Origin of the sequence: Nocardia testacea NBRC 100365, assembly GCF_000308775.1 — a bacterium.
GTDB classification, from domain to species: domain Bacteria; phylum Actinomycetota; class Actinomycetes; order Mycobacteriales; family Mycobacteriaceae; genus Nocardia; species Nocardia testacea.
Genome location: NZ_BAGJ01000029.1, coordinates 1 through 22,028 on the forward strand (window position 1 = coordinate 1; position 22,028 = coordinate 22,028).

26 protein-coding genes are annotated in these 22,028 nt (G+C 68.0%); 20 read left to right on the forward strand and 6 right to left on the reverse strand.

Annotated elements, in window-relative coordinates; all coding sequences use genetic code 11:
* Positions 1–1,511, forward strand: a 1,511-nt coding sequence (locus ON38_RS03815) for an AMP-binding protein (RefSeq protein WP_039822421.1), incomplete at its 5' end; no start/stop codon positions are given.
* Positions 1,512–1,809: 298 nt separating this feature from the next.
* A complete protein-coding gene (locus ON38_RS03820; protein ID WP_039822422.1) occupies positions 1,810–2,832 on the forward strand; it encodes an alpha/beta hydrolase in 1,023 nt (340 codons plus the stop codon).
* Positions 2,833–2,973: 141 nt separating this feature from the next.
* Here ON38_RS03820 and ON38_RS03825 read toward each other — a convergent pair whose 3' ends face one another.
* The gene (locus ON38_RS03825) at positions 2,974–3,783 is read right to left on the reverse strand and encodes an enoyl-CoA hydratase-related protein (protein ID WP_039822423.1); all 810 of its coding nucleotides are present in this window, start codon (positions 3,781–3,783) and stop codon (positions 2,974–2,976) included.
* Between the two features lie 134 nt (positions 3,784–3,917).
* On the opposite strand from ON38_RS03825, the gene ON38_RS03830 reads away from it, so the two are divergent.
* From ON38_RS03830 to ON38_RS03840, 3 genes are all read left to right on the forward strand, one after another.
* Positions 3,918–5,153 carry a TetR/AcrR family transcriptional regulator gene (locus ON38_RS03830; RefSeq protein WP_039822480.1) on the forward strand — a complete coding sequence of 412 codons (1,236 nt, stop codon included), beginning with the start codon at positions 3,918–3,920 and terminating at the stop codon, positions 5,151–5,153.
* 141 nt (positions 5,154–5,294) lie between these two features.
* Positions 5,295–6,674: a serine hydrolase domain-containing protein gene (locus ON38_RS03835; RefSeq protein ID WP_039822425.1), complete on the forward strand. Its 1,380-nt coding sequence runs from the start codon at positions 5,295–5,297 to the stop codon at positions 6,672–6,674.
* A gap of 40 nt (positions 6,675–6,714) precedes the next feature.
* Positions 6,715–7,443: a MerR family transcriptional regulator gene (locus ON38_RS03840; protein ID WP_039822426.1), complete on the forward strand. Its 729-nt coding sequence runs from the start codon at positions 6,715–6,717 to the stop codon at positions 7,441–7,443.
* Positions 7,444–7,630: 187 nt separating this feature from the next.
* Here the strand turns inward: ON38_RS03840 and ON38_RS03845 are convergent, their stop codons facing one another.
* Positions 7,631–9,148 carry an aldehyde dehydrogenase family protein gene (locus tag ON38_RS03845; RefSeq protein WP_083872219.1) on the reverse strand — a complete coding sequence of 506 codons (1,518 nt, stop codon included), beginning with the start codon at positions 9,146–9,148 and terminating at the stop codon, positions 7,631–7,633.
* A gap of 267 nt (positions 9,149–9,415) precedes the next feature.
* Here ON38_RS03845 and ON38_RS03850 point away from each other — a divergent pair, with 267 nt between their 5' ends.
* From ON38_RS03850 to ON38_RS03860, 3 genes are all read left to right on the forward strand, one after another.
* Positions 9,416–10,522 carry an ATP-binding cassette domain-containing protein gene (locus tag ON38_RS03850; protein WP_083872221.1) on the forward strand — a complete coding sequence of 369 codons (1,107 nt, stop codon included), beginning with the start codon at positions 9,416–9,418 and terminating at the stop codon, positions 10,520–10,522.
* Between the two features lie 128 nt (positions 10,523–10,650).
* Positions 10,651–11,478, forward strand: coding sequence for an ABC transporter permease (locus ON38_RS03855; RefSeq protein ID WP_051164350.1), 828 nt, complete (start codon positions 10,651–10,653; stop codon positions 11,476–11,478).
* Between the two features lie 239 nt (positions 11,479–11,717).
* Positions 11,718–12,590, forward strand: a complete 873-nt coding sequence (locus ON38_RS03860; RefSeq protein WP_039822484.1) for an ABC transporter permease — start codon at positions 11,718–11,720, stop codon at positions 12,588–12,590.
* A gap of 10 nt (positions 12,591–12,600) precedes the next feature.
* Here ON38_RS03860 and ON38_RS03865 read toward each other — a convergent pair whose 3' ends face one another.
* Together ON38_RS03865 and ON38_RS03870 are read right to left on the reverse strand one after the other, a co-directional pair.
* Positions 12,601–13,803 (reverse strand): lycopene cyclase family protein, encoded by a 1,203-nt coding sequence (locus tag ON38_RS03865; RefSeq protein ID WP_039822485.1) that lies wholly within the window; start codon positions 13,801–13,803, stop codon positions 12,601–12,603.
* A 587-nt stretch (positions 13,804–14,390) separates the two neighbouring features.
* Positions 14,391–14,870 carry a hotdog fold domain-containing protein gene (locus ON38_RS03870; protein ID WP_039822428.1) on the reverse strand — a complete coding sequence of 160 codons (480 nt, stop codon included), beginning with the start codon at positions 14,868–14,870 and terminating at the stop codon, positions 14,391–14,393.
* 464 nt (positions 14,871–15,334) lie between these two features.
* On the opposite strand from ON38_RS03870, the gene rpsJ reads away from it, so the two are divergent.
* From rpsJ to ON38_RS38150, 12 genes are all read left to right on the forward strand, one after another.
* Entirely contained in the window at positions 15,335–15,640 is a 306-nt protein-coding gene (gene rpsJ / locus ON38_RS03875; RefSeq protein WP_003938093.1) for a 30S ribosomal protein S10, read from the forward strand.
* 14 nt (positions 15,641–15,654) lie between these two features.
* Positions 15,655–16,320 (forward strand): 50S ribosomal protein L3, encoded by a 666-nt coding sequence (rplC, locus tag ON38_RS03880; RefSeq protein ID WP_039822429.1) that lies wholly within the window; start codon positions 15,655–15,657, stop codon positions 16,318–16,320.
* The gene (gene rplD, locus ON38_RS03885) at positions 16,317–17,018 is read left to right on the forward strand and encodes a 50S ribosomal protein L4 (RefSeq protein WP_039822430.1); all 702 of its coding nucleotides are present in this window, start codon (positions 16,317–16,319) and stop codon (positions 17,016–17,018) included. The genes rplC and rplD overlap by 4 nt, the downstream gene beginning before the upstream one ends.
* Positions 17,015–17,320, forward strand: a complete 306-nt coding sequence (gene rplW / locus ON38_RS03890) for a 50S ribosomal protein L23 (RefSeq protein WP_030522697.1) — start codon at positions 17,015–17,017, stop codon at positions 17,318–17,320. Before rplD ends, rplW begins: the two co-directional genes overlap by 4 nt.
* Before the next feature lie 33 nt (positions 17,321–17,353).
* A complete protein-coding gene (gene rplB / locus ON38_RS03895; protein WP_039822431.1) occupies positions 17,354–18,190 on the forward strand; it encodes a 50S ribosomal protein L2 in 837 nt (278 codons plus the stop codon).
* Positions 18,191–18,204: 14 nt separating this feature from the next.
* Positions 18,205–18,486, forward strand: coding sequence for a 30S ribosomal protein S19 (rpsS, locus tag ON38_RS03900; RefSeq protein ID WP_030522695.1), 282 nt, complete (start codon positions 18,205–18,207; stop codon positions 18,484–18,486).
* Positions 18,483–18,881, forward strand: coding sequence for a 50S ribosomal protein L22 (gene rplV, locus ON38_RS03905; protein WP_039822432.1), 399 nt, complete (start codon positions 18,483–18,485; stop codon positions 18,879–18,881). The genes rpsS and rplV overlap by 4 nt, the downstream gene beginning before the upstream one ends.
* Positions 18,882–19,679 (forward strand): 30S ribosomal protein S3, encoded by a 798-nt coding sequence (rpsC, locus tag ON38_RS03910; protein ID WP_039822433.1) that lies wholly within the window; start codon positions 18,882–18,884, stop codon positions 19,677–19,679. It abuts the gene before it with no gap.
* A 3-nt stretch (positions 19,680–19,682) separates the two neighbouring features.
* On the forward strand, positions 19,683–20,099 hold the full coding sequence (rplP, locus tag ON38_RS03915) for a 50S ribosomal protein L16 (protein WP_039822434.1): 417 nt from the start codon (positions 19,683–19,685) through the stop codon (positions 20,097–20,099).
* Positions 20,099–20,338, forward strand: a complete 240-nt coding sequence (gene rpmC, locus ON38_RS03920; RefSeq protein WP_039822435.1) for a 50S ribosomal protein L29 — start codon at positions 20,099–20,101, stop codon at positions 20,336–20,338. Before rplP ends, rpmC begins: the two co-directional genes overlap by 1 nt.
* Positions 20,335–20,604, forward strand: a complete 270-nt coding sequence (rpsQ, locus tag ON38_RS03925) for a 30S ribosomal protein S17 (RefSeq protein WP_039822436.1) — start codon at positions 20,335–20,337, stop codon at positions 20,602–20,604. The genes rpmC and rpsQ overlap by 4 nt, the downstream gene beginning before the upstream one ends.
* Positions 20,605–20,828: 224 nt before the next feature.
* The gene (locus ON38_RS38150) at positions 20,829–21,446 is read left to right on the forward strand and encodes a helix-turn-helix domain-containing protein (protein ID WP_373281189.1); all 618 of its coding nucleotides are present in this window, start codon (positions 20,829–20,831) and stop codon (positions 21,444–21,446) included.
* Here the strand turns inward: ON38_RS38150 and ON38_RS36600 are convergent.
* Entirely contained in the window at positions 21,385–21,594 is a 210-nt protein-coding gene (locus ON38_RS36600; protein WP_039822437.1) for a hypothetical protein, read from the reverse strand. The two genes, ON38_RS38150 and ON38_RS36600, sit on opposite strands and share 62 nt — an antisense overlap.
* Entirely contained in the window at positions 21,591–21,917 is a 327-nt protein-coding gene (locus ON38_RS03935; protein ID WP_039822438.1) for a winged helix-turn-helix transcriptional regulator, read from the reverse strand. The genes ON38_RS36600 and ON38_RS03935 overlap by 4 nt, the downstream gene beginning before the upstream one ends.
* Between the last annotated feature and the right edge of the window lie 111 nt (positions 21,918–22,028).

Here is a 22,028-nt window from a genome sequence, read left to right on the forward strand (position 1 = left end):
GCGCAGCCGATCCGGCTCCGGCCGGGCTGCCGCGGCGCGAGCCGCGCGACGAGGCCGAATCGGCGCCGGTCGAGCTCCCACCGGCGTTGCCGCGGCGCCGGCCGCAACCCCTCCGGGACGAGACGGCGTCGTCCGAACCCCGCGACTGGACCCTGAAGCGCTCGAAGCCCGCGGCCCCCGAACCCGAACCGGTGGACGCCCCCGGACCCGAGCTCACCGCCGACCCGGAGCCCACCACCTACCTGCGGCCGATCCCCGATGTGGAGACGACGGCCTATATGTCCCCGGTCACCGACCTCGCCGCGCGCGACGACCAGAGCACCCTGCTGTCGCTGTTCGACGAACAGGTGAGCCGGACCCCCACGGTCCCGGCCGTCCGGCAGGGCGCGCGGGTGCTGAGCTACAGCGAACTGGACCGCAAGTCCCGGGCGCTGGCCGTGGAACTGATCCGGTTCGGCGTCGGCGACGGGACCTTGGTCGCCGTGGCCATGCGTCCCGGTATCGACCTGGTGGTCGCGGTCTGCGCGGTACTGCGCGCGGGCGGTGGGTACGTGCCGGTCGATCCCGGCCGTCCGGCCGCGGAAGTCGACGAGGTACTGGCCGCGGCGGCCCCGATCTGCGTGCTGAGCACCTCGGACGAGGGCCTCACCACCGGTACCGGTATCTCGGTGGTCGCCATCGACCTGCTGTACCTGGACCTGCCGACCGATCCGTCCGCCGACCCGCCGGTCGCCGCCGACGACCTCGCCGATATCCGGTACGTCCCCGGCGGATCGGCGGGTGTCACGAGCACCCATCGGCAACTGGTCGAGCGATTGCGGCGGGCGCAGCGCAGCCACCCCTACGATTCGTCGGATCTGGTGCTGCACGCGGCGCCCACCGTCACCGACATCACGTTGTGGGAGCTGTTCCGGCCGCTGCACCACGGCGCCCAGATCCTGATGCCCGACCATCCGGGCCGGGCGGCCGACCTGTCCCGTTCGATCGCCGCCCACCGGGTGACGATCGTGCACGTGGTCCCGTCCCTGCTGGACCGGTTCCTCGATTCGGTGACCGACGGCGGCGGCCGCGCCGCGCATCCGAGCCTGCGCCGGGTCGTCGTGGACGGCGCCGCGCTCCCGCCCGGCGGTGTCGAACGGTTCACCACCGTGCTGCCCGGCGCGGAATTGGTTATCTGGTACGGCCACAACGAGACGGGTGTGATCACCGTGGGGTCGGTCGGCGGGCGGCCGGTCACCAACGACCGCGTGTATCTCCTGGACGAGCAGCTGCGACCGGTACCGCCGGGCACCGTCGGTGAGATGTACATCGGCGGTCCGCAGCTGGCCCGGGGCTACCACGCCGCCGCCGCGGAAACGGCATCGAGGTTCGTCGCCACCGGCGGCGGGGGACGGCTGTACCGGACGGGGGATCTGGTGCGCCGCCGGGACGGTGTGCTGGAATATCTCGGGCGTGTCGAACGCGTCGGCGGGTCGCTGATGAGCGGCTCCCGGCGTGGCGGGCATGATTGATCTCGCTCCGCGGTGTCACGAGTCACCTACCGGGGCGGGCGCCGGTACCGAATCCCCACAGTCCGGTCGACCGAACCGGGATATTCGGGCAACGCTACGGTAACGATATGTCCGCAAAGTACGACTACAGGGACAGAACTCCCGGGGTGGGTGAATCCTGCCCCGTTACTGTGAGGCGTTCGGGTTCCGGAGCCGGAAGTTGCGGTGTGGAAAGAGCCCGGATGAAAATTCGAGACGAAGCGAAGGTGCGAAATTGATACGTCGACTCACCCGGCGTGGCGGTAGGCGCGCCGCGGCGATGGTCGCGGCCACGGCAGTGCTGACCGGTGTGATGACCGGCCTGGGCGGTAGTACCGCCGGGGCGGACCCGATCATCGAATCCAAGACGCTGCTCGCCGACCCCACCGCGCCCGACGGGTCACGCATCGTGAAGGCCGAGTACAAGGACGACCGCAATCTGCGGTTGTACGTGAACTCGGTGGCCATGGACAAGGACATCGTCGTCGACGTCCAGCGTCCGGCCGACGCCTCGGAGCCCCGGCCGACCCTCTACCTGCTCAACGGCGCGGGTGGCGGCGAGGATTCGGCCTCCTGGCAGGCCCAGACCAACACTCTCGATTTCTTGTCCGACAAGAACGTCAATGTGATCCAGCCCATCGGCGGCGCGTGGAGCTACTACACGGACTGGATCAAGGACGACCCGGCACTGGGCCGTAACAAGTGGCGGACCTTCTTCACCGAAGAGCTCCCGCCGCTGATCGACGGCGCGCTGGGCACCAATGGCGTGAACGCCATCGCCGGTCTGTCGACCTCGGGCACCACCGTGCTGGCCCTGCCGATCGCCAAGCCCGGTCTCTACAAGGCGGCCGCCGCCTACAGCGGTTGCGCCCAGACCAGCGACCCGGTCGGTTCGGAGTTCGTGAAGCTCACCGTGAACACCTGGGGTGGTGGCGACACCGACAATATGTGGGGTCCGCAGGGTTCGCCGGAATGGGCCGCCAACGATCCGTACGTGCACGCCGAAGGCCTGCGCGGTCTGGAACTCTACGTCTCCACCGGTAACGGCCTGCCCGGCCGGTGGGACACGCTGAACGGCCCGCACACGCTGCCCGGCTCCTACGGGCTGGCCAACCAGATCCTGGTCGGCGGCGTCATCGAGGCGGGTACCAATTTCTGCACCCATAACCTGAAGACGCGGCTGGATTCCCTCGGTATCCCGGCCACCTTCAACTTCCGGGACACCGGTACCCACTCCTGGGGTTACTGGGAAGACGAGTTCAAGGCTTCGTGGCCGGTGCTGGCCCGCGGCCTGGGACTCTAGTCCCACCGCTGTTCCTCGAGCCCGTGCCGGGGCGGCCGTGCGCCGCCCCGGCACGGGCGTTTTCGTATCCGGCCGCGCCTCGGCCACGAAAACACCCGCCCTGCCGGCGGGCAGAGCGGGTGCGTGTGGCCGAAGTAGTACTTACTCCGCGAAAACGGCCTTGCGTTTGCCCAGCATGGCACCGGCGCCTTCGAAGAAGTCGGGGGACTGCAGCAGTTCGACCTGACCGGCTTTCTCGTCGGCCAGGGCCGAATCCAGAGCGCTGAGGGTGGCCCGGTTGAGCGCCTTCTTGGTGAGTTCGAGCGCGCGCCGCGGACCGTGGGAGATCTTCTCGGCGGCGGCCTCGACCGCGGCGTCGAGCTCCTCGGTGGTGGCCAGCACCTCGGTGAGCAGGCCTTCGGCGCGGGCGGTGGGAGCCGGGAGGCGTTCGCCGAGCAGTGCCATCCGCGCGGCCAGCGGGCGGCCCGCGGCCGCGGCCACCAGTGCCGCGGCGCCGCCGTCGGGCATCAGGCCGATATTGATGAATGCCAGCAGCAGGTAGGAGTCGGCTTCGGCGTAGACCAGGTCGGCGGCCAGCGCGATACCCACACCCACCCCGGCGGTCGCGCCGCGGAGGCGGACGATAACCGGTACCGGTAGGTCGACGATGGCGCGGACGAGCCGGTTGGCGGCGTCCATCACCTGGTCGGGGGTGATGCCGCGGGCGCCTTCCTCGGCGCTGGCGGCCAGATCGGCGCCGGTGCAGAAGTCGCCCCCCTCACCGGTGAGCACGACCACCCGCACGGCTTTGTCCTGTGCGGCCGCGAGGAAGGTGTCGCCGAGCGAGACGAGGGAGTCGTAGTCGAGCGCGTTCTTGCGTTTGGGCTTGGTGAGGGTGACCCGCAGTACCCGGCCGTCCTGCACGGCGGAGAAACCCGCCGGCTGCGTGGTGGGGGAATCTGTGTTGACCATGCGCGCTCCATCGAGTGCCCTCCGGTGCCGACCGGGTGGCGAATAGCGGTTAACGTTGCGAATTGTGGTTAACTTAGGTTGACTTGTCGGGCGCTGTCAACACCGGCGGCGCCGCCGAGGCGAACGGAGAATGCATGGTCGCGGATAGCAGCCGGGTGGACCCGGTGCGCGTGCGTCCGGCCGACCGTGGCAACGGCCAGGGCGGGCGGCGCCGGCCCAAGGACCGCAAGGTGCAGATCATGCGCGCCGCGGCCCGGGCTTTCAGTGAACGTGGCTACTACCCGGTCGGTGTGGACGAGATCGCGGCCGAGGTCGGGATCTCCGGCCCCGCACTGTACCGCCATTTCGCCAATAAATACGCCCTGTTGGTCGCCGCCGCGGAAGAAGGCGCCCGGCAACTGCTCGAGGCCGCCCGGGCCGCCGACGAGCCGGAAGCGAAGCCGGACGAACGTCTCGACGCCCTCATCCGGGCGGTCGCCGAGCACACGATCGAGATCCGCCGCGAGGCGGGGCTGTACCGGTGGGAGGGCCGCTATCTGGAGCAGCCCGACCGTGCCCGTATCCGCACTCTCTACAACGAGATCAACGACACGCTGGCCGCGCCGATCGAACAGCTCCGCCCGGATGCCCCGCCGGAGGACATCGCGCTACTGGCTGCCGCCGTACTCAGCGTGATCGGCAGTATCTCGGCCCATCGCACCGCCCTGTCCAGCGCCAAGCTGCTGCCGCTGCTGCACGATATGGCCTGGTCGATCGTGCGTACCGAACTGCCGCCCGCCCCGGGGGCAGGCGAACCCGACAACACTCCGCGCGGTCTGCCGGTGACGTCCAAACGGGAGCAGTTGCTCACCGAGGCGATCCGGATCTTCGGTCGCCGCGGCTACCACGAGGCCAGTATCGAGGAGATCGGCGCGGCCGTCGGGATCAACGCCTCCAGCGTCTACCGGTACTTCAGCAGTAAATCCGATCTGCTGGCGGCGGCCTTCCATCGCACCGGCGACCGGCTGGCCTTCGCCATCACCGAGGCGCTCGCCGAGGCGAGCGGGCGCGCCGACGCGGTCGACAAGATCGCCGACCGCTATGTCCGGCTGAGTTTCGCCATGCCGGAGATAATGCCGGTGTACTACGCGGAGTTCCCGAACCTGCCTCCGGCCGAACAGCACAAACTGCGGGCCATCCAGCGGCAGAACGTGCACGAATGGGCGAATCTGCTCGACGGTGACCCGACCGAGGCGCGCTTCCGGGTGCATTCGGCGATCGGCCAGGTCATCGATGTGGGCCGGTTGATCCGGTTCGATTCCCGGCCCCAGCACATGGCTCGGGTGCACGCGCTCATGATGGCGGCCATGCTGGGTTCACCCACGCGTTGACCGGCGTCGCGGGCGCCGGACCACGATACGGCGAATCCACCACCGGCGATCCTCGGAAGGGTCGCGCGACCACCGGCTCGACCGGCCGATTCCGGGGAAGGGCTTGACCTTGCCCCTGGGGCAACGTTCGACCATCGTTCCATGAGCGAAATCGAACAGGAATTGGCCGAATTCGTCGCGGTGTCGGCGGCCGGATTCGGGGTGCCGGGGGCAGCGGTGGGTGTCTCGGTCGCGGGCCGGGAGTACGTCGCGTGCCACGGTGTGACCAGTGTGGACAACCCCCTTCCGGTGGATACCGACACCGGGTTCGTCATCGGCTCCGTCAGTAAGACGTTCACCGCGACCGCGCTGATGCGACTGGTGGATCAGGGACTCGTGGAGTTGGATGCCCCGGTGCGGCGCTATGTTCCGGAATTCGCCGGTCCCCGGGTCGCCGCGCGCGAGGTGACCGTAGCGCAGCTGCTCAACCACACCGCCGGAATGGAATGGAAGCTGAGTGCCGATCCCGGCGAAGGCGACGACGCGCTGGCCCGGCATGCGGAGATGCTCGCGGCGGCGCCGCTGGTCGCGGAGCCGGGTGCGCGGGCGTCCTACAGCCAGGCCGGATTCAACCTGGCGGGCCGGATCGTCGAGAACGTCACCGGACAGACCTTCGAGGGGGCCGTCGCGACTCTGCTGTTGCGGCCCCTGGGCCTGACGCACAGCGGCTATCTGCACAACGAGGTGATGACCCGCCGCTTCGCGGTCGGCCACAACAGCGGCGGCAACGGCGACCTGGCGGTGGCCGCGCAGTGGAAGGACAACCGTTCCAACAATCCCGGTGGCGGGTTGGTGTCCTCGGTCGGCGATCTCCTGCGCTGGGCGCGGTTCCATCTCGGTGACGGCCGGGCCGCCGACGGCGACCGGATCATGCGCACCGAAAGTTTGCACCGTATGCGGGAGCAGACGGTGGAACTGCGCGGCAGCACGCTGGGCGACGCGTTCGGCATCTGCTGGTTCCTGCGCGAGGTCGACGGTGTCGCGACCATCGGGCACGGCGGATCGGGCAACGGGCAGTTCGCCGAGCTGCTGCTGGTCCCGGAACGGGACTTCGCCGTGGTCGTGATGTCCAACGCGGGCCCCGACGCGGGACTGGAATTCGATCGTGCGACGGTGCGGTGGACGCTCGAACATTTCCTCGGAATGGTGGAACGCGATCCCACGCCGCTGCCCTACGACCCGGTGCGGGCGGCCGAGATCACCGGGACCTACGAGAACGAGATGATGCGGCTCACCCTGGAAACCGACGGCACCGCGCTGGCGATCGGATGTGCCATCAAACCGGAGATCCGGGCGGCCGCGGATACTGAGCTGCCGCCCGATCTGCCGGCCGCGGCTCTCGGCCTGCTGCCCGGTGGCGCCGACGAGTACATCGTGACGGCCGGTGGCCTGGTCGGACAGCGCGGGTACTTTACCCGGGACGGCTCCGGTGCCGTGGTGGGAATCGACCTCGCCGGCCGGTTCTTCGGCCGGGCGCGGTGACGGGCCGGGTCGAGCGGCGCCGCGTCGGAAGGGAACAGTCGTGATCACCATCGGGCAGCTCGCGCGGTACGCGGGCGTGACGACCAAGGCCGTCCGCGTCTACCACGAACGCGGCCTGCTTCCCGAGCCGTCGCGCGACTCCTCCGGCTATCGGCGTTACCGTGCCGAGGACGCCGTCCAACTGGTCCGGATCAGGACGCTGGCGCAGGCGGGAGTACCGCTGGCGCGGATCGCGGAATTGCTGGCCGCCGGGCCCGGCGAATTCGCGGCGGCGCTCGCCGAGATCGATGCCGGGCTCGCCGAACGTGCCGCCGAGATCCGCCGCACCCGGGCCCGGCTCACCGAGCTGGTCAGTGGCGACCGGCTTTTCGTCTCCGCCGAGGTGGCCGGGTACCTCGATCGGCTGCGGCAGGCGGGTGCGAGCGAACGTGCCGTACGGATGGAGCGCGATATCTGGATCCTGCTGCATTCGGTGGCGCCCGAGCAGGCCGCGGCATGGGTCGCCGACAAGCTGGATGCCCTCGAAGATCCCGAGTTCGGCGCCCTGTACCTCGCGCACGATGCCGCGTTCGACTGGTCGCCCGACGATCCGCGGCTACCGGACCTGGCGGAGCGCACCGCGCGCTGGCTGGCGGGGCGGGGCGGTGTGGCGGACCGGACGATCCCCGCCCTGGATCCGGAGCTGCTCCGACTGGTGACCGGGTCGCTCGACACCAGCTCACCCGCTTGGGATCGGCTCGCCACCCTGGCGCGTGACCGGGCCGGCTGAAGGTCGCTGTCGCGGTGCGGCGACGGAACCGAACGGCACGAGACGGCCGGACCCGTCGATCACCGCGACGGCTACACCGTTCCCCATCGACCGGCCGGGCGCCGCCGACGATTCCGCGGCGGAACCGTATCCGGCGTACATGGTCGCCGCAGCACGGAAGAGTCGGCCACGGCCGGGAAGCGGTCGATCAGCCGTGGCGGAACCGGAAAACCGTGCGCGCCAGCTGCAGTCGCCGCACATTGCGGTGGAAGCTGGACAGGCCCAGCGGTTCCCCGTACCGGTTGCGGGCGATGGACAGGGTCCGGCTGAATTCGCGGAGCCCGTGTACGCCGTGGCTGTGCCCCTGCCCGTATTCGCCGACCCCGCCGAAGGGTAGCGCCGGAATACTGGCATAGGTGGTGGCGGTATTGACCGTCACCACCCCGACCCGGAGCCGTTCGGCATAGATCTCGACCTCGGCGATATCGCGGGTGAACACCGAGACCGCGATACCGCGGCCGGCATCGTTGATCCGGTCCACCGCGTCGTCGAGGTCGCGCACCTTGTTGACGATGAGGACCGGGCCGATGCCCTCCTCGGTGATGGCGACGCTCTCCTCCGGTACATCGGCCAGCACGATGGGCTCGACGTAGGGTTCGCGAATGGAATCCAGCCCGCCGACCACCGCGCGACCGCCGCGCGCCAGCGCGTCGCGGACCTGTTTGCGCACCACCTCGGTCTGCGATTCCAGGATCATCGGCCCGTAGGACGATCGCCGGTCCGCGCCGGGCTTCAGGGCACGCGCCCGTTCGGCCACCAGGTCGAGGAACTGGTCGTAGATCGAGGCCGCGACATAGGCTCGCTGGACGCCGGTCGCGTTCTGGCCCGCGTTGGCCATGGCTCCGAACACCGCGGCATCGGCGGCGTCGTCCAGTTTCGCGTCGACGTGCACGATCATCGCGCCCTTGCCGGAATTCTCGACCACCACCGGAGTCATGGTCTGCGAGCACAGCGAGATCACTTCGCGGCCTTCTGCTTCCGGCCCCGCGTACGCGATCTTGTCGACCCCGGCGCGACACAGCGCGGCCGCGGTCGAATCGTCGCCGGTGACCGCCGCGAGAACGGGTTTGTCCGGGGCGATCTCACGCCAGGTCTCGGCCAGCCACAGCCCGGTGCCGCTGGTCACCGCGTGCGGTTTGAAGACCACCGCGTTGCCCGCGGCCATGGCGTAGGCGATCGAGCCCATCGGGGTGAACACCGGATTCTGCCAGGGGCCGAGGACACCGATGACGCCCAGTGGCAGGTAACCGACCGACGCCCGCTGATTGCGGGTGAGCCAGTTGGAGGCCAGTGTTTTGCGGCCCAGCGCGGCCGCGGCGTTGCGGGCCGCCCAGTCCAGATTCTCCACGGCGAGCATGACTTCGATCGCCGCGTCGGCCTCGGGTTTGCCGGTTTCCTCGCGCAGGATCTCCACCAGTTGCGCGGCCCGGCGCGCGATGACCCGTTTCCACTCCAGCAGGAGTCGCTTGCGAGTTCCGAAACCCGCTGTCGACCACCAGTTCTCGACTGTGCGCGCGGCATGGACGGCGCGTTCGAGGTCGCTGGGGCCGGCAACGGCATAACTGCCCACCACCTCGCCGGTGCGGGGGTCGTGGGATGTGAGCACGCTCGGTCGGCCGGATCCTCCCGAACGCGCCGCCACCTCGGGCTGCGCGGTATCGGCCATGGCACTCAGATTATGGTGGTGGCGTAGCGCCGACAAGGTACGAGCACTGCCCATGGACTGTCCCAGCACCGCCGACCAGGGTGGATGACCGGCCCCGTTGTCGCTGTGAGCAAAGGCACATCCGGTTCGACCCGGTATGGGGTATAGGGCGCGCTCCGGCGCCCGGTATCTCGGCCGGTAACATCGCGCCCGGCGCCAGGGATCATCCAGGGGGATACCGCTGCGCCGGTCACCCCGCCCGCCGATCAGGCCGATAGTGGAGAGTTGATGCCGAGTTCGAACGAAGCCGTGACAGCCGCCGGCGAGAATGCCCCACCGCTTCGGCCGGTGCATTCCCGCCCCCCCGGTACCGAGACATCGAAGCACGGGAACGGCAGTGCCGCGCCGGCGCCCGCACCCGTTCTCACCAACGGCAGGCCCGCCTGGGCCGATGCCGTCCGCGTCGACGGCATCACCAAATCCTTCGGTGAGGTGCACGCGCTGCGCGGGGTGAGCTTCTCGGCCGCCCGCGGCACCGTGCTCGGCATCCTGGGGCCCAACGGCGCGGGCAAGACCACCACTGTGAAGATCCTGTCCACCCTGCTGCGTCCCGATTCCGGGGACGCGGTGGTGGCCGGTCACGATATCCGCAAGGATCCCGCCGGGGTGCGCCGCTCGATCATGATGACCGGCCAGTACGCCGCTCTCGACGAAAACCTCTCGGGCCGGGAGAACCTGGAACTCTTCGGCCGGCTGATGGGTTTGAGCAAGTCGGCGGCACGCAAGCGCGCGGACGCGTTGCTCGAGGAATTCGATCTCGTCGCCTCCGGTCGCCGCCCGGTGCGCCAGTACTCCGGCGGTATGCGGCGCCGGGTCGATATCGCCTGCGGCCTGGTGGTCCGGCCCGAAGTGGTGTTCCTCGACGAACCGACCACCGGCCTCGACCCCCGCAGCCGGCAGGGTGTCTGGGATCTGGTGAGCGCGCTGAAGGAGCAGGGCATCACCGTGCTGCTCACCACCCAGTACCTGGAAGAAGCCGATGTGCTGTCGGACAACATCATCGTGATCGACAAGGGCACGGTGATCGCGGAGGGCACCGCCGACGAACTCAAGGAGAAGACCGGCGGCAGCTACTGCGAGGTAGTCCCGCTGGACCCGACCCAGCTGGCCCGGGCCGCCACCGCACTGGGGGATCTGGTTCCGCCGGCCGTCGCCGCCGACCTGGCGGGCTCAGGACGTCTCTCCATCCCGGCGCCCGACGGTGCCGCGACGCTGGCCGAGGCGCTGCGCCGGCTGGACGCCGCCGGCATCACGCTGGCCGATATCGGGCTGCGCCGCCCGTCCCTCGACGATGTGTTCCTGTCCATCACCGGCCATGCGGGCGGCACAGCGTGAGCGAGTCAGGCCCGGAGGCGGTAGCGGAGCGTGACCACGTAGGGCCCTCGCTCATGCCCCATGGACACAGCGTGAGCGAGTCAGGCCCGGAGGCGGTAGCGGAGCGTGACCACGTAGGGCCCTCGCTCATGCCCCAGGGACACAGCGTGAGCGCTCCCGCGGTCGCGCGCCCCGACCTGTTCGGCGATCTCCCGCGAACCCGGGTGTCCGCGTTCGCGCAGTGGCGGGCGCTGACCGGACGTGTCGTCTGGACCATGATCACCAAGGGTGAGATGATCGCCGCGATCGTGATGCCGCTGGTCTTCACCGTCGGCTTCTATCTGCCGCTGCGCTATGTGATGCAGTTCCAGGGCATCGACTACGCGCAGTTCGTGATGCCGATCGTGGTGCTGCAGACCATGGCGTTCACCATGATGTCCAATGCGCAGCTGGCCGCCGTCGAGGCGCTCACCGGGTTCAGCACCCGGTTGCAGACGATGCCGATCGGCATGCTGGTACCGCTGACGTCGCGGATCGCGGCCGGGCTGTTCCGCTCGGTCGTTTCCCTGATCGCGGCCTTGATCTACGGCCACGTGATCGGTTTCGAGTTCACCGCCGGCTGGGGCCAGACCGTCGGTTTCTGTGCTTTCGCCCTCGCCGTCGGAACCGTACTGGCGGTAGGCGCGGACGGGCTGGGCAGCCTGACCAAGAGCCCCGCCTCCCTGAGCCAGGCGCTCACCCTGCCGACGCTGATCTTCGGCATGATGTCGTGCGGTTTCGTGCCCGAGACCGGGTTCCCCGAGTGGGTGCGGCCGTTCGTACGCAATCAGCCGATCACCCAGTTCGCCTACGCACTACGCGATATGGCGGGTGACGGGGTGACCTGGGAGGTGCTGCGAGTGGGATTGTTCTGGCTGGTCGGCGCCGCGGCGGTATTCACGCCGTTCGCGGTCTGGGCGAGTGTGAGGCGGTCATGACCGAAGGACACGGCATGAGCGGGTCAGGCCCGGAGGCGGTAGCGGAGCGTGACCACGTAGGGCCCTCGCTCATGACCGAAGGACACGGCATGAGCGGGTCAGGCCCGGAGGCGGTAGCGGAGCGTGACCACGCAGGGCCCGCGCTCATGACCGAAGGACACGGCATGAGCGGGTCAGGCCCGGAGGCGGTAGCGGAGCGTGACCACGCAGGGCCCTCGCTCATGACCAAAGGAAACAGCGTGAGCGTTGTCGATCGACCCACGGCGACCCGAGCGGAGGAAGCCCCGGTGCATATCGCCACGCTCGACCTGCCGCGGGTCACGCCGCGGTCCGAGCGATCGCCGGTGGTGTGGGCGGTGCACAGTTCCATCCAGTGCAAACGGCTGCTGATGGCCTGGTTGCGCGATCCGGCCACCACCATCCAGACGATCGTCTACCCGGCGCTGACGCTGGTGATGTTCTGGATCGTGCTCGACGATTCCATCTCCGGTTTCACCGGTAAGCCCGCCATCTACGGCACCGTCCCGATGATCACTCTCGTCGCGGCGATGACGGGCGCGGTGGTCAGCGCGCTGGGCTTCAAGGTCGAGAAGGCCACCGGGCTGCTCGGCCGGTTCTGGACCATGCCGGTTCATCGGGCAGCGGGCCTCACCGGGCGGCTGCTCGCCGAGGTGATCCGGATCGCGCTCACCACCGTCATCATCATCGCCGTGGGTTTCGCCCTCGGATTCCGCTTCGACCAGGGACCGTGGGCCGCACTCGGCCTGATGGGTATCCCGATTCTGTTCGGTATCGCGTTCGCGGTCTTCATCACCGGGATCGCGGCCTCCACCCAGGGCCCGCTGCTGGTCCAGCTGGTGGCCATCTTCATGAACCTCCTGCTGTTCTTCAATTCCGGTTTCGTCCCGGTGCTCGCCTACCCGAGCTGGCTGCGGTCGACGGTGGAGAACCAGCCCATGAGCTGCGCCATCGAGGCGATGAAAGGGCTGTCGCTGGGCGGTCCGGTCGCCGAACCGCTGGTGGACACCCTGCTGTGGGTGGCAGGCGCCATCCTGGTGTTCGGTTATCCCGCCGTTCGCGGCTACCGCAAGTCCGCCGAGAACAGCGGCTGAGCGCGGTCGGCTACTTCCGGGATTCGGGTGACCGCGTCTCGGAAGTGGCCGGGGCGAACGGGTAGCCGGCCCAGCGGTTCCGGTTGGTCCAGCCGACCAGGTCGTAGCGCCAGCGGAACGGCCAGGTGTGCGAGACGGTGTTGAACAGCACCGCGCCGAGCGCCGCGTAATCGTCGTGGGCCGAGAGTAGGGCGCGCTGCCCGCGCGGCGAGGCGGAGAAAAAGGAATCGAACATGGCGATCGACTGCTCGGTCGTCAACCGGCCCAACCCCCACAGGCCGCGCATCCGCATCCAATAGGTGAGCCGGGCCTGCCACGGCCACAGCGCGGCGATCGGATCCTCGCCGGCGAGGATCGCGGTGACGGCCGTATCGGCCAGCGCGAACGAATCGGCGACGCTGTAGCCGGTGCAGGGATGCATCATCCCGCCGCGCGAACCGTAGGGCACCACCTTTCCCACCCCGCTCTTCGGCGGCGGGGTGTCCAGCGGGTAGTGCGCGGCCTCGCTCGGCTCCGCGCCGGTCAGTTCGATACCGTGCGCGGCCAACCGTGCGAGGGTGCGCCTGCGCAGTTCGTGCTGCGGCATCCCGCCGCGCAGTCCGAGACTGGTCTCCTCGAAGATCACGGTGCCGTCGCCGAGTGGCACCGAGTACAGGAACGACGGCGGCTCGTCGGGCCCGGCCCCGTTCTCCGGCCGCCAGTCCAGCAGCAGGCCCTCACCCTCCCCGACCATCGGGGCCGCGGTCTCGGCGTTCACGAAGATCCCGTGCGCGCTGGCCGCACGCCGGTCGCCGAGCGGCGGCATGCCACGCGAATCCACCACCACCGCCGCGCGGATCACCGTACCGTCGGCCAGCTCGACCTCGCGCGGGTCCACCCGGGTCGCCCGCCCCGCGTACACCTGGGCGTCGTCGAGCGGTAGCGCGTCGCGCAGCAGCGGCTTGGACAGCACGCAATAGGGTCGCTCGATCTTGATCGCGGTGGTCGTCCAGACCACGGGCGCCGGGATCCGGCTCGCGATCACACTGTGCGGCAACCAATCCGGGAGTTCGTCGATCCAGCAGGAGAAAGTCGGCGGCCACAGGCGATCCGGGCGGGGATCGACGGCGGCGACCCGGAGACCGGCCACGACGGCCCGGTGGGCCAGCGCCCGCCCGGACGGGCCCAGCCCGACCACACAGATATCGAACTCACGGACCACGCTGTCTGCCATGTACTGCATTCAACGGGGTGGGGCGGGGGAGGGCAACAAGGGTGGGTTGGCTCCCGCCCGGTGGATCGCGGGGACAGGGCGGTCCTTCGTCTGCGGTTTCACCACTGTTCCGCTGGGTGCCTCGCTTACGGCGCAGGACGCTTGTGAAGGTGGGAAGTGGGTCCCCTCGGGAGACGAGGCGCGTCGATACGCGAAGGCGAGCATGCGCGCTCGCTCGTGAAGGTGCTGGGTTTTTGGCGGCGCCTGCGGCGCCGCGGGGTTGAGGCCCCCTTGTGTCTCGCCGTTTCGGCCTCGAGACTCGCGGCTTCGCCGCATGCGCTTCGAGGCCGAAACGGCGAGACGGGCCTCAACCCTTTGAGGTGTCTCGTAAAACTCGACGCATGGGGTTGCGTCGGCATATGACGCCGGGGTCGGCATGCGGACCTGTGGGTAGGGGTGGACCAGTGGTGTGTGGGGCACCACGGGCGTGGGGGTGGACTACTGGTGTGGGGGTGTACTACTGGCGTGGGGGTGGACCAGTGGTGTGGGGGTGGACTACGGGCGTGGGGGTGGGCCCGCTGTTCTGTGTTCGCAGGTTTTGTGGGTTGTTAGTTCTTCGGGGTTACCCAGGTGGTGATGTCGGCGTGGACGACTTCTTTGCCGGTCTTGTCGTAGATCGAGACCGGCACCGTGAGGTCTCGGCCCTCGGTGATCGTGGCGAAATCCGGGACTTCCGTCAGTTCCGCGACCGCCCGGAGACCCGTGGTGGCTTTGGTCAGGTACTGGACCTGCATCGCCTTGGGGATCCAGCGGTGGGTGGTGGGGACCGTGGCCTCGCTCAGCATGCCCATCGCGATCTCGGCGAGATTGCAGGCGGCGATGGCGTGGAAGGTGCCCAGATGGTTGTGTACGCCGAACCATTTGGGGGCTTTGACCTCGCAGCGGCCGGGTTCCAGCCGGACCACCCGGGGTAGCACGGTGGCGAAGTACGGCACCCGGGCCACCATCGACAGGGAGAACAGGCGGTGGCCGAAGGGGTTGTCGGGCAGCTTGCGCCAGCCTCGGTAGGTACCGGTCTCGTTGGTCATACCGCTATCTTACTCATCGGTAAGATAGCGGTGGCGCGGTATGGTGGCCGCAGTGCCGGACCTCGGCCGACCCCGATTTGAAACGCCTCGGGGGGCTCGTGCATACTGTTCGGGTTGCCTTGCCCCGGGTGGCGGTCGTTTTCGTGAAACGGCCAGGCCGGGCGGGGTGAGCAAAACCAGCGAGTACCTCATCGTTCACCGATGTGGGTACGTCCGGGACGCAGTTCCGAAGGCCAGGATCGAAGTTTTCTTCCGGGGCCGAGGAATGAGCGGAGAGGCGACACGCCCGACCGCGTGGACCGGAGAACCATGACAGATGAACAGCGGCACGGATCGGGGTCATGCCCTCGATCGTGGTCTCCACTGAGACGTCATCGTGTGTTCGGGCTGTGCAAATGAAGGTGGTACGGACGCCCTAGCCGGTATCCGGATCACGGACGAAAGCGGAGAAAAGGACACTTAGCGTGGCGGGACAGAAGATCCGCATCAGGCTCAAGGCCTATGACCACGAGGCGATCGATGCGTCTGCGCGCAAGATCGTCGAAACGGTGACCCGCACCGGGGCCCGGGTCGTCGGGCCGGTGCCGTTGCCGACCGAGAAGAACGTGTACTGCGTCATCCGTTCGCCGCACAAGTACAAGGACTCGCGCGAGCACTTCGAGATGCGTACGCACAAGCGGCTGATCGACATCCTCGACCCGACGCCGAAGACGGTGGACGCGCTCATGCGCATCGACCTGCCGGCCAGCGTCGACGTCAATATCCAGTGACGGGGACTCGAGACATGACTGACAACAAGAGCAGGCCCGCGGCCGGCATCCTGGGCACCAAACTGGGCATGACCCAGGTGTTCGACGACAAGAACCGGGTCGTCCCGGTCACCGTCGTCAAGGCCGGACCGAACGTGGTCACCCAGATCCGCACCGTCGAGCGCGACGGCTACAGCGCCGTGCAGGTCGCCTTCGGCGCCATCGACCCCCGCAAGGTGAACAAGCCGGAGTCCGGCCAGTTCGCCAAGGCCGGTGTCACCCCGCGTCGCCATGTCGCGGAGATCCGGGTCGCGGATGCCTCCACCTTCGAGGTCGGCCAGGAGATCTCGGCCGCCGCGTTCGAAGAGGGCACCTACGTCGACGTCACCGGCACCAGCAAGGGCAAGGGTTTCGCCGGCACCATGAAGCGCCACGGCTTCCGTGGCCAGGGTGCCTCCCACGGTGCGCAGGCCGTGCACCGTCGCCCGGGTTCCATCGGTGGCTGCGCCACCCCCGGCCGCGTGTTCAAGGGCATGCGCATGTCGGGCCGGATGGGTAACGACCGCGTCACCACGCAGAACCTGTCGGTTCACAAGGTCGACGCCGAGAACGGCCTGCTGCTGATCAAGGGTGCGATCCCGGGTCGCAAGGGCGGCGTCGTGATCGTCAAGAGCGCCGTGAAGGGTGGTGCGCACGCATGACCAGCCTCGAGAAGAAGGCCAATCTGACGCTGCCGGTCAAGGAACTCGGTGGCAAGACCAACGGCACCGTCGATCTCCCCGCCGAGATCTTCGACGTGACCGCGAACATCGCGCTGATGCACCAGGTGGTCGTGGCCCAGCAGGCCGCCGCCCGCCAGGGCACGCATTCCACCAAGACTCGCGGCGAGGTCCGCGGCGGTGGTAAGAAGCCGTACCGCCAGAAGGGCACCGGCCGCGCCCGCCAGGGTTCGACCCGCGCGCCGCAGTTCGCCGGTGGTGGCACCGTGCACGGTCCCAAGCCGCGCGACTACAGCCAGCGCACCCCCAAGAAGATGATCCAGGCCGCTCTGCGTGGCGCGCTGTCGGATCGGGCGCGTAACGAGCGGATCCACGTGATCAGCGAACTCGTCGCCGGCCAGGACCCCTCGACCAAGACCGCGAAGACCTTCCTGTCCGAGATCTCGGATCGCAAGAAGTTCCTCCTGGTCGTCGGCCGCGAGGACGTCAACGCCTGGAAGAGTGCCCGCAACCTGGAATACGTGCACACCATCGCACCGGACCAGCTGAACACCTACGACGTACTGGACAGCGACGAAGTCGTGTTCAGCGTCGAGGCGCTCAACGCCTTCGTGCATGGTCCGACGGAGTCGGCCCAGGATGCTCAGTCCGGCTCCGCTGGTCAGGAGGAGAGCAAGTGAGCACCATCGCCGATCCGCGCGACATCCTGCTGGCGCCGGTCATCTCGGAGAAGTCCTACGGGCTGATCGAGGAAGGCACCTACACCTTCATCGTCCACCCCGACTCCAACAAGACCCAGATCAAGATCGCGGTCGAAAAGGTCTTCGGGGTGAAGGTCACCAGCGTCAACACCGCCAACCGTCAGGGCAAGCGCAAGCGGACCCGCTTCGGTTACGGCAAGCGCAAGGACACCAAGCGCGCGCTCGTGACCATCTCGGCCGACAGCAAGCCCATCGAGATCTTCGGAGGCCCGGTCGCGTAGGCGGCGGGGAGTCCAGAAAGCAGAGAAGAACTCATGGCAATCCGTAAGTACAAGCCGACTACCCCGGGCCGCCGCGGGTCGTCCGTCTCGGACTTCGCCGAGATCACCCGGTCGACCCCCGAGAAGTCGCTCATCCGCCCGCTCAGCAAGAGCGGTGGCCGTAACGCCCACGGCCGGATCACCACCCGGCATCGCGGTGGCGGTCACAAGCGCGCCTACCGGCTGATCGACTTCCGCCGGCTGGACAAGGACGGCGTGCCGGCCAAGGTCGCTCATATCGAGTACGACCCCAACCGCACCGCGAACATCGCGCTGCTGCACTACGTGGATGGCGAGAAGCGCTACATCATCGCGCCCAAGGGCATCGCCCAGGGCACGAAGATCGAGTCCGGTCCGACCGCGGATATCAAGCCCGGCAACAACCTGCCGCTGCGCAATATCCCGACCGGTACCACCATCCACGCGGTGGAACTGCGTCCCGGCGGCGGCGCCAAGATGGCCCGCTCGGCCGGTGCCAGCATCCAGCTGCTGGGTAAGGAAGGCCCCTACGCCACGCTGCGTATGCCCTCCGGTGAGATCCGCCGCGTCGACGTGCGCTGCCGCGCCACCGTCGGCGAGGTCGGCAATGCCGAACAGTCGAACATCAACTGGGGCAAGGCCGGTCGTATGCGCTGGAAGGGTCGCCGCCCCACGGTCCGTGGTGTGGTCATGAACCCGGTCGACCACCCGCACGGTGGTGGTGAGGGCAAGACCTCCGGTGGTCGCCACCCGGTCTCGCCCTGGGGTCAGCCGGAAGGCCGCACCCGTAAGCCGAACCGTCCGAGCGACAAGCTCATCGTCCGTCGCCGTCGTACCGGCAAGAAGCGCTAAGGAGGAGGTAAGAAATGCCACGCAGCCTCAAGAAGGGCCCGTTCGTCGACGACCACCTCCAGGCGAAGGTGGACGTGCAGAACGACAAGGGCACCAAGCAGGTCATCAAGACCTGGTCGCGTCGTTCGACCATCACCCCCGATTTCATCGGCCACACCTTCGCCGTCCACGACGGCCGCAAGCATGTGCCGGTGTTCGTCTCGGAGAACATGGTCGGGCACAAGCTCGGTGAGTTCGCGCCGACGAGGACGTTCCGCAGCCACGTCAAGGAAGATCGGAAGAGCAAGCGGCGATGAGCACAGAAACGCAGAATCCGACTGCGCGCGCGACCGCCAAGCACGTGCGCGTGACCCCGATGAAGGCCCGCCGGGTCGTGGACCTCGTTCGCGGCAAGCGTGTCTCCGACGCGCTCGACCTGCTCCGGTTCGCCCCGCAGGCCGCCAGCGAGCCGGTCGCCAAGGTCGTGGCCAGTGCCGCGGCGAACGCCGAGAACAACCTCGGCCTCAACCCCGACACCCTGGTCATCTCGACGGCGTATGTCGACGAGGGCGCGACCATGAAGCGTTTCCAGCCGCGCGCCCAGGGCCGCGCGTTCCGGATCCGCAAGCGCACCAGCCACATCACCATCGAGGTCGAGAGCGTCCCCACCGCCGGTGGCACTCGTGGCCGCCGGAAGGGAGCGGCAAAGTAAATGGGACAGAAAATCAATCCCCATGGCTTCCGCCTCGGAATCACCACCGACTGGAAGTCCCGTTGGTACGCCGACAAGCAGTACTCGGACTACGTCAAGGAAGACGTCGCCATCCGCAAGCTGCTGAGCACCGGTATGGAACGGGCCGGCATCTCCAAGGTGGAGATCGAGCGCACCCGTGACCGGGTCCGTGTCGATATCCACACCGCGCGTCCGGGCATCGTCATCGGCCGCCGCGGCGCCGAGGCCGACCGTATCCGCGCCGAGCTGGAGAAGCTCACCGGTAAGCAGGTCCAGCTGAACATCCTCGAGGTCAAGAACCCCGAGTCCGATGCGCAGCTGGTCGCCCAGGGTGTGGCCGAGCAGCTGTCCAACCGTGTGGCGTTCCGTCGCGCGATGCGCAAGGCCATCCAGTCGGCCATGCGTTCGCCGAACGTCAAGGGCATCCGCGTGCAGTGCTCGGGCCGCCTCGGTGGCGCCGAGATGTCGCGCTCGGAGTTCTACCGCGAGGGCCGCGTCCCGCTGCACACCCTGCGTGCCGATATCGATTACGGCCTCTACGAGGCCAAGACCACCTTCGGTCGTATCGGTGTCAAGGTCTGGATCTACAAGGGCGATATCGTCGGCGGCAAGCGTGAGCTGCCCGCCCCGAGCGCGCCGGCCGGGGATCGCCCGCGCCGCGAGCGCCCGAACCGCCCGCGTCGTTCCGGCTCCTCCGGCACCACCGCGACCAGCACCGAGGCCGGGCGCGCCGCTACCGCGGTGGCCGAGCCCCCGGCAGAAAAGCAGGAGGGCTGACCAATGCTGATGCCCCGCAAGGTCAAGTTCCGCAAGCAGCATCACCCGAGCCGCAGCGGTCTCGCCAAGGGCGGCACCTCGGTGTCGTTCGGTGACTTCGGCATCCAGGCGCTGGAGCCGGCGTACGTGACCAACCGGCAGATCGAGTCGGCGCGTATCGCGATGACCCGCCACATCAAGCGTGGCGGCAAGATCTGGATCAATATCTATCCGGATCGCCCGCTCACCAAGAAGCCGGCCGAAACCCGAATGGGTTCCGGTAAGGGTTCGCCGGAGTGGTGGGTCGCGAACGTCAAGCCCGGCCGGGTGATGTTCGAGATGAGTTACCCCAACGAGGAGATCGCTCGCGAGGCGCTGCGCCGCGCGATGCACAAGCTCCCGATGAAGTGCAGGATCGTGACGAGGGAGGAGCAGTTCTGATGGCAACCGGTACCCCTGCCGCAGAGCTCCGCGAGCTGACCGAGGAGGAGCTCGTCTCCCGCCTGCGCGAATCCAAGGAAGAGCTGTTCAATCTGCGCTTCCAGATGGCGACGGGTCAGCTGACCAACAATCGCCGGCTGCGTGTGGTGCGTCACGAGATCGCGCGTATCTACACGGTCATGCGTGAGCGCGAGCTCGGTTTGGCCACCGGACCCGCTGACAAGGGAGATGCGGCATGAGCGAGAAAGAGCAGGAGCGCGGCCGCCGCAAGGTTCGGGTCGGTTACGTTGTCTCCGACAAGATGAACAAGACGATCGTCGTGGAGCTGGAAGACCGTAACCGGCACGCTCTCTACGGCAAGATCATCCGCACCACCTCCAAGGTGAAGGCGCACGACGAGAACGAGGTCGCCGGTGTCGGTGACCGCGTGCAGCTGATGGAGACCCGGCCCACGTCGGCCACCAAGCGGTGGCGGCTGGTCGAGGTCCTGGAGAAGGCCAAGTAAGGTCGCTCTTCGGCTGAGAAGGTCGTAACCGTAAGGCCCGCTTCCCGGTTGGGAAGGGGGCCTTACGGCGTCTCCGGATCGATTTGGACCTCGCGCCTGGTCGACGTCCATTCGATCCCTGCTCGGTTCCGAGTGGCCCATGTGCGTCTGCCCTGCGCGCAACCGCGGAGCGGGGATACTCTCTGGTGAGGCCGACTGCCGCTGGTGATCCCCGGCTCGGGGAAGTGATCAAGGCGTACATGGAAACTCGGGGTATCGCGACGCATGAGGCAATGGCACGAATCCTGGGTGTCGAGCGCAGTCTGGTGTCCAAGTATGTCAATGGTTCACGATCGTGCCGGGATGTGACCCAGCTGAGGCAGTTCGCGGAGGCCATGGGACTCTCACCGGAGATCTTCGGTCTGCTCGGTCGGCCCGAGGGGGAGGTTTCTCGCAGAGAGGTCGAGGACTGGAAGCTGGTGCGGCAGACACTGAACCGCAACCGACAGGTTCTCACTTCTGTCGCTGCTCGCCTGTACTGGGAGCCGCTGCGAATCGAGGGTACGAACTGCTTGACGACACCGGCCTGGATCGCCCCGATTCCGGTGCCGCTGAATCGTGTGCGGCTCAGTTTGGAGGAAGAGGCCGCCGAACCGCTGCTGGATGGACGCGAGATCGAGACCGAGTCTGTCCGGCCGATGGTGTCGGACGGGAGCTGGTATTGCGAGCGAATCGCCTGTTTGCCTCGAGTCGGTCCGGAGAAATCGGGTCGGCGCCCGTTGCTGTGTGTGGTGCCGGTGGTCAATCCTCGGTGTCGTCACCGCAGTCGCTGCGCTGCCGAGCGTGGTCATACGGGTCGCTGATCGAATCATCGGCGAACCGGTCGAGCTCAGCGATTGTGGCGTTCGTGGAAGACAGGCGGCCGAAGGCCGCGAGTACCTCCGCGCGGGGCACCAGGGCCCGGCGTTCGGTGGGGTGAGGCATGTCGGCGCAATCTTGTGCCGTGGTCATACGGCTGCTCCGCGCCGATAACGCTCGCCCCAGGATTCGAGCAACTCCGCCACCGGCCGCAGGCTCGCGCCGAGTTCGGTGAGGTCGTATTCCACCTTCGGTGGCACTTCGGGGTAGACCGTGCGGCGGACCAATCCGTCGGCTTCGAGTTCGCGGAGTTGGCGGGTGAGCATGCGCTGGGTGATGGTGGGCATGGCGCGGCGGAGTTCGCCGAAGCGCAGGGTGCCGTCGAAGAGATGGTTGACGATCGCCATCTTCCATTTACCGCCGACCACTTCCATCGCGGCTTCGACGGTGCAGTAATCCGGTACGTCCTCGTCCACGTGACCTCCATGGGTATACGGAATGTGCCTACCGCACAGAAAAGACCGTACTTGTACGAAAGACGGGTTGCGCGGAATCTGTTCCCGACCCGATTTTCCGGCTGGTGCGAG